This window comes from Pseudomonas sp. MD195_PC81_125, assembly GCF_014060985.1.
In the GTDB taxonomy this organism is placed as follows: Bacteria; Pseudomonadota; Gammaproteobacteria; order Pseudomonadales; family Pseudomonadaceae; genus Aquipseudomonas; species Aquipseudomonas parakoreensis.
Genome location: NZ_JABULD010000603.1, coordinates 1 through 5,719 on the forward strand (window position 1 = coordinate 1; position 5,719 = coordinate 5,719).

A 5,719-nucleotide genomic window follows, 5' to 3' on the forward strand; every position below is an offset into this window, starting at 1 on the left:
CGAAAGCGGTTTATCAGTCAGCAATGAGATGTCTGAAACTCCGCTTTCGCGAGCAGGCTCGCTCCCACATACGGAGTGGCGTCAGGGCTTGATCTTGCGCCCAGCCATGTGCTGCAAATAGCCGACCAGCAACTGCAAATCCGCCTCCGGCAAAACCTCCGCCGAAAACCCCGGCATCTTCGCCTGCGGCCACTGGCGCAAACTCTGTGGATCACGAATGTAGCGCTTGAGGAAGTCCGCGCCGAAATACTCGGTCGGGTTGTACGGGATGTTCAGGTCCGGTCCGAACTGCGCATCGCCCGCACCGTTCAAGCGGTGGCAGGCCAGGCAGTTCTTCTGGAATAGCGCAAAACCCTGATTCACCGGGTCATTCGCTTTCAGCGCGGGATCCGGCAACAGGGCAGGGAAGCGCTCGGCCACTGGCGCCATGCGCTTGATGCTTGCCACCTGGAACGGCCATTGTTCCGGGCTGATATTGCCGGCCTGCGGGTCGGTCCATACCAGATAGAACGGCCCTGCGCTGTGCTTGCCTTCGGACAGCGGCGGCCACGGCTGCGTCGGGTCTTCGATCGCCAGCCAGGCCCGTGCGCCTTTGGTATTGAGCAACGGTGCAGCGCTGAGCTCGGCGGCAAAGCCGTCCAGCGCGACCGCTTGCAGATGATCGCCCGGTTTGATGCCCGTCAGAAGTGCCGCGACCGGGACGGCGCGATAAGTCATGTCCTTCTTGTAAGACACATCATTGTTGATGGTCAGGGTTTGTACCTGAGGGTGCTTGAGCAATTCCTCGGTCTGCCAGGTGTGACGGGTTGCGCCGAGCTGCAGATCCAGCTGTGCGGCAGACAAGGGCATGCTTAGCAGCAGGGCCCAGAACACAATGAGCGTTTTCAAATGATCGCCGTCCATGTCGTAGGAGTGCGCAAAGGTTGGCACAGCCACGCTGGCCCGGGAAGCGGGCCAGTCACATTGTTGATGGCAATGAAATGCACCCGGCCGGCGAGTCAGCCGATGACCTTGGTCAGGTTCGGCAAAATCAGCAACAGCGTGGTGGCGAAAAGAATGAGCCCGGCTTGACGAACTTTCGGTTGTTTGAACATGGCTTGACCGCCTTTATTGTTATTTCCTGATGTTTGCCTGCATATCCATGACGGCAAACGCTGCACTTCCTGTAGAAGAACGTCGGCCCCGGCAAAACCCGACGACCCTGACGTACATGTACTACCTTAGAGCCCGCGTCACGCGCGGCTTAGATCCATTTCGTATGTATTTACTGCTGCTGGCAATAAAAAAAGACATGAGGCGTATTGCCAGCTTCTGCGCCGACCGCTTGCTAGACAACTCGCCGACCTGAACCGGTTCACCTGAAGGTGGATGACCGTCCGTCTGAGCGTGCGCGTCAACATCATTGAGCGCTGTGGTCATTGAATCCTCGACGGCGCGGGATAACAGTGAAACCACGAAATTCACTCACCGCACAGGTTCGAGGACGTCATGACCCAAGCTTTGATTTTCGATGCGCTGCGTACGCCCCGCGGCAAAGGCAAGGCCGATGGCGCGCTGCACAGCGTCAAACCGGTGAATCTGGTCGCGGGGCTGTTGACCGCACTGCAGAGCCGTACCGCGCTGGACACCAGCCAAGTCGATGACGTGGTACTCGGTTGCGTCACGCCGATTGGCGATCAGGGTTCCGATATCGCCAAAACCTCGGTGCAGGTGGCGGACTGGGACGTCAGCGTTGCCGGTGTACAGATCAACCGCTTCTGCGCCTCCGGTCTGGAAGCGGTGAATCTTGGCGCCATGAAAGTCCGCTCCGGTTTCGAAGACCTGGTGGTGGTCGGTGGCGTCGAGTCGATGTCGCGGGTGCCGATGGGCAGCGACGGCGGCGCCTGGGCGCTGGACCCGCAGACCAACCTGCACAGCCACTTCACCCCGCAGGGCGTTGGTGCGGATCTGATCGCTACCCTTGAGGGCTTCAGCCGTGAGGATGTCGATACCTATGCGTTGCACTCGCAGCAGAAAGCTGCGCGGGCACGGGCCGACGGTTCGTTCAACAAGTCGTTGGTGCCGGTGCAGGACCAGAACGGCATTATCCTGCTCGACCACGACGAATTCATTCGCGCCGAATCGACGATGGAAGGCCTGGGCAAACTCAAGCCAAGTTTCGAAATGATCGGCCAGATGGGCTTCGATGCCACCGCGCTGCGGGTTTACAGCCACGTCGAGCGAATCAACCACGTACACACGCCGGGCAACAGCTCCGGGATCGTCGACGGTGCGGCGCTGATGTTGATCGGCTCCGAAGCCAAGGGCCGTGCGCTGGGTTTGCAGCCTCGGGCGCGTATCGTCGCCACGGCGGTGACCAGTACTGACCCGACGATCATGCTCACCGGCCCGGCGCCGGCCACCCGCAAGGCACTGGCCAAGGCCGGTTTGCGCGTGGAAGACATCGACCTGTTCGAGGTCAACGAAGCGTTTGCCTCGGTGGTGCTCAAGTTCATCAAGGACATGGCGGTCGACCCGGACAAGGTCAACGTCAACGGCGGCTCGATCGCCATGGGCCATCCGCTGGGCGCCACCGGTTGCGCGATCCTCGGCACCTTGCTCGATGAGCTGGAAACCCGGGGGCTGCGTTACGGCCTGGCGACGCTGTGCGTCGGCGGCGGCATGGGCATTGCCACCATCATCGAACGCCTTTGAGCCCCGAATTCAAGGAACCTTGTTATGAGCGAAGCCATTCGTTACGAAAAAGGTCAGGACGCCATCGTCGTGCTGACCATCGACATGCCGGGCCAGAGCGCCAACACTATGAACGCCGTATACCGCCAGGCCATGGGCGCCTGCGTCGCGCGGCTGGTGGCGGAAAAAGACAGCATTGCCGGGGTCATCATCACCTCGGCGAAGAAAACCTTCTTTGCCGGCGGCGATCTCAATGAGCTGATCAAGGTCGGTAAACCCGAGGCCAAAGCGTTCTATGACATGGTGCTGGGCCTCAAGGGGCAATTGCGCACCCTGGAAACCCTCGGCAAACCGGTGGTCGCAGCGATCAACGGTGCGGCGCTCGGCGGAGGCTGGGAAATCTGCCTGGCGTGCCATCACCGGGTGGCGCTGGACGATGCGGCGGTGCAACTCGGTCTGCCGGAAGTAACCCTCGGACTGTTGCCGGGCGGCGGCGGGGTGGTGCGTATGGTGCGTATGCTGGGGATCGAAAAGGCGCTGCCGTATCTGCTCGAAGGCAAGAAGATCCGTCCACAGCAGGCGTTGCAGGCCGGTCTGATCGATGAGCTGGCGGCGGATCGTGACGAGTTGCTGGCCAAGGCGCGCGCCTGGATTGTCGCCAACCCGAGTGCGGTGCAGCGCTGGGACGTGAAGGGCTACCAGATTCCCGGCGGCACGCCGTCGAATCCGAAGGTCGCGCAGATGCTGGCGATTGCGCCGTCAATCCTGCGCAGCAAGACTCAGGGCACGCTGCCCGCGCCGGAGAAAATCCTCTGCGCGGCGGTGGAGGGCGCGCAGGTCGACTTCGACACCGCGCACCTGATCGAAACGCGTTACTTCACCGAACTGACCACCGGGCAGATTTCGAAAAACCTGATCGGCACCTTCTGGTTTCAGCTCAACGAAATCAATGCTGGCGGTTCGCGGCCGCAGGGCTTTGAGCCCTATGTCACGCGCAAGGTCGGTGTGCTCGGCGCAGGCATGATGGGCGCCGGTATCGCCTTCGTCAGTGCTTCGGCCGGTATCGACGTGGTGCTCAAGGACATCAACCTGGCGGCGGCCGAGAAGGGCAAGGCCCACTCGGCGGCATTGCTGGACAAGAAAGTCGCCCGTGGGCAGATGACGACTGAGAAACGCGAGGCGGTGCTGGCGCGGATCCAGGCCAGCGAGAGCGATGCCGATCTGGCGGGTTGCGATCTGATCATCGAGGCGGTGTTCGAAGACCGTGAACTGAAGGCCAACGTCTCTGCGGTCGCGCAAAAAATTGTCGGTCCTGACGCGGTGATTGCCTCCAACACGTCAACGTTGCCGATTACCGGACTGGCGACGGCAGTACCCGATCAGAGCAAGTTCATCGGTCTGCATTTCTTCAGCCCGGTGGACAAAATGCCGCTGGTGGAAATCATCAAGGGTGCGCAGACCAGTGCTGAAACCCTGGCGCGTGGTTTCGACTTCGTCCTGCAGATCAAGAAAACCCCGATCGTGGTCAACGACAGTCGTGGCTTCTTTACCTCGCGGGTGTTCGGCACTTTCACTAACGAAGGCATCGCCATGCTCGGCGAGGGTGTGAGTGCGCCGATGATCGAGACCGAAGCGCGCAAGGCCGGGATGCCGGTCGGGCCGCTGGCGATCTCCGACGAAGTTTCCCTCAGCCTGATGAGCCATATCCGTCAGCAAACGGCCAAAGACCTGCAAGCGGAAGGGAAACCGCTGACAGAGCATCCGGCGTTCGCTGTGATTGACTTGCTGCTCAACGAATACAAGCGCCCGGGCAAAGCTGCCGGCGGGGGCTTCTACGATTACCCGGCGGGTGGTCAGAAGCATCTGTGGCCGGAGTTGAAGACGCGTTTCGAGAAGGCTGACGGGCAGATTTCGCCGAAGGATGTGCGTGATCGTCTGCTGTTCGTGCAGGCTCTGGAAACTGTGCGCTGCGTAGAGGAGGGTGTGTTGACTTCGACGGCAGATGCCAACGTCGGCTCGATCTTCGGCATTGGGTTTGCCCCATGGACCGGCGGCGCATTGCAGTTTATCAATCAGTACGGCGTGCAGGACTTCGTCGCACGCGCGCAGTATCTGGCCGAGCAGTACGGCGAGCGCTTTGCGCCACCGGCGTTGTTGCTGGAAAAAGCCGCGAACGGCGAGTTGTTTTAAGTGATCGGCTGAGCGCTGCGGGGCTTGCCTTGCCGGGGTGTTTCAAGGCAGGCTCTGGGTGTTCATTATTCCCATCACGTGTCAGGTATTTTTTATGTCGCTACGCATCTGCATTCTGGAAACCGACATCCTGCGTCCGGAACTGGTCGATCAATATCAGGGTTACGGGCAGATGTTCCAGCGCCTGTTCTCGCAGCAACCGATTGCCGCCGAGTTCACCGTGTACAACGTGATGCAGGGTGAATACCCAAGCGACGATCTGAACTTCGATGCGTACCTGATCACTGGCAGCAAGGCCGATTCGTTCGGCACCGACCCGTGGATCCAGACCCTCAAGCAATACTTGCTGACCCGTTACGAGCGTGGCGACAAGCTGCTCGGCGTGTGCTTCGGCCATCAACTGCTGGCGCTGTTGCTGGGCGGCAAGAGTGAGCGCGCCACTCAGGGCTGGGGCGTCGGCACCCACAACTACAAACTGGCGGCCAAGGCACCGTGGATGAGCCCGGTGCGGGAAGAGCTGACGTTGCTGATCAGCCACCAGGATCAGGTCACGGCGTTGCCGGAAAACGCCACGGTCATCGCTTCCAGCGATTTCTGCCCGTTTGCCGCGTACCACATCAACGATCAGGTGCTGTGCTTCCAGGGCCACCCGGAATTCATCCACGACTATTCGCGGGCACTGCTGGATCTGCGCCAGGACGCGCTGGGGTCACAGATCTATTCCAAAGGCGTGGCCAGCCTGGAGCAGGAGCACCATGGCACCACCGTGGCGGAATGGATGATGCGGTTTGTGGCGCACAAGCCAGAAGCTGCTTTATAGCAGATCAAAAGATCGCAGCCTGCGGCAGCTCCTACA

At 60.7% G+C, this 5,719-nt stretch carries 4 protein-coding genes; 3 read left to right on the forward strand and 1 reads right to left on the reverse strand.

Features of this window, described 5'->3' with window-relative positions:
- Nucleotides 1-81: 81 nt before the first annotated feature.
- Nucleotides 82-903, reverse strand: coding sequence for a cytochrome c (locus tag HT737_RS24415; RefSeq protein WP_182404168.1), 822 nt, complete (start codon nucleotides 901-903; stop codon nucleotides 82-84).
- Between the two features lie 585 nt (nucleotides 904-1,488).
- Between HT737_RS24415 and HT737_RS24420 the strand changes: the two genes are divergently transcribed.
- The 3 genes from HT737_RS24420 to HT737_RS24430 all read left to right on the forward strand — a co-directional run bounded on the left by HT737_RS24420 (nucleotide 1,489) and on the right by HT737_RS24430 (nucleotide 5,683).
- Nucleotides 1,489-2,694 (forward strand): acetyl-CoA C-acetyltransferase, encoded by a 1,206-nt coding sequence (locus HT737_RS24420; protein WP_047292966.1) that lies wholly within the window; start codon nucleotides 1,489-1,491, stop codon nucleotides 2,692-2,694.
- 24 nt (nucleotides 2,695-2,718) lie between these two features.
- On the forward strand, nucleotides 2,719-4,863 hold the full coding sequence (locus HT737_RS24425; protein WP_182404166.1) for a 3-hydroxyacyl-CoA dehydrogenase NAD-binding domain-containing protein: 2,145 nt from the start codon (nucleotides 2,719-2,721) through the stop codon (nucleotides 4,861-4,863).
- Nucleotides 4,864-4,957: 94 nt separating this feature from the next.
- On the forward strand, nucleotides 4,958-5,683 hold the full coding sequence (locus tag HT737_RS24430) for an amidotransferase (protein WP_182404167.1): 726 nt from the start codon (nucleotides 4,958-4,960) through the stop codon (nucleotides 5,681-5,683).
- Nucleotides 5,684-5,719 lie beyond the last annotated feature (36 nt).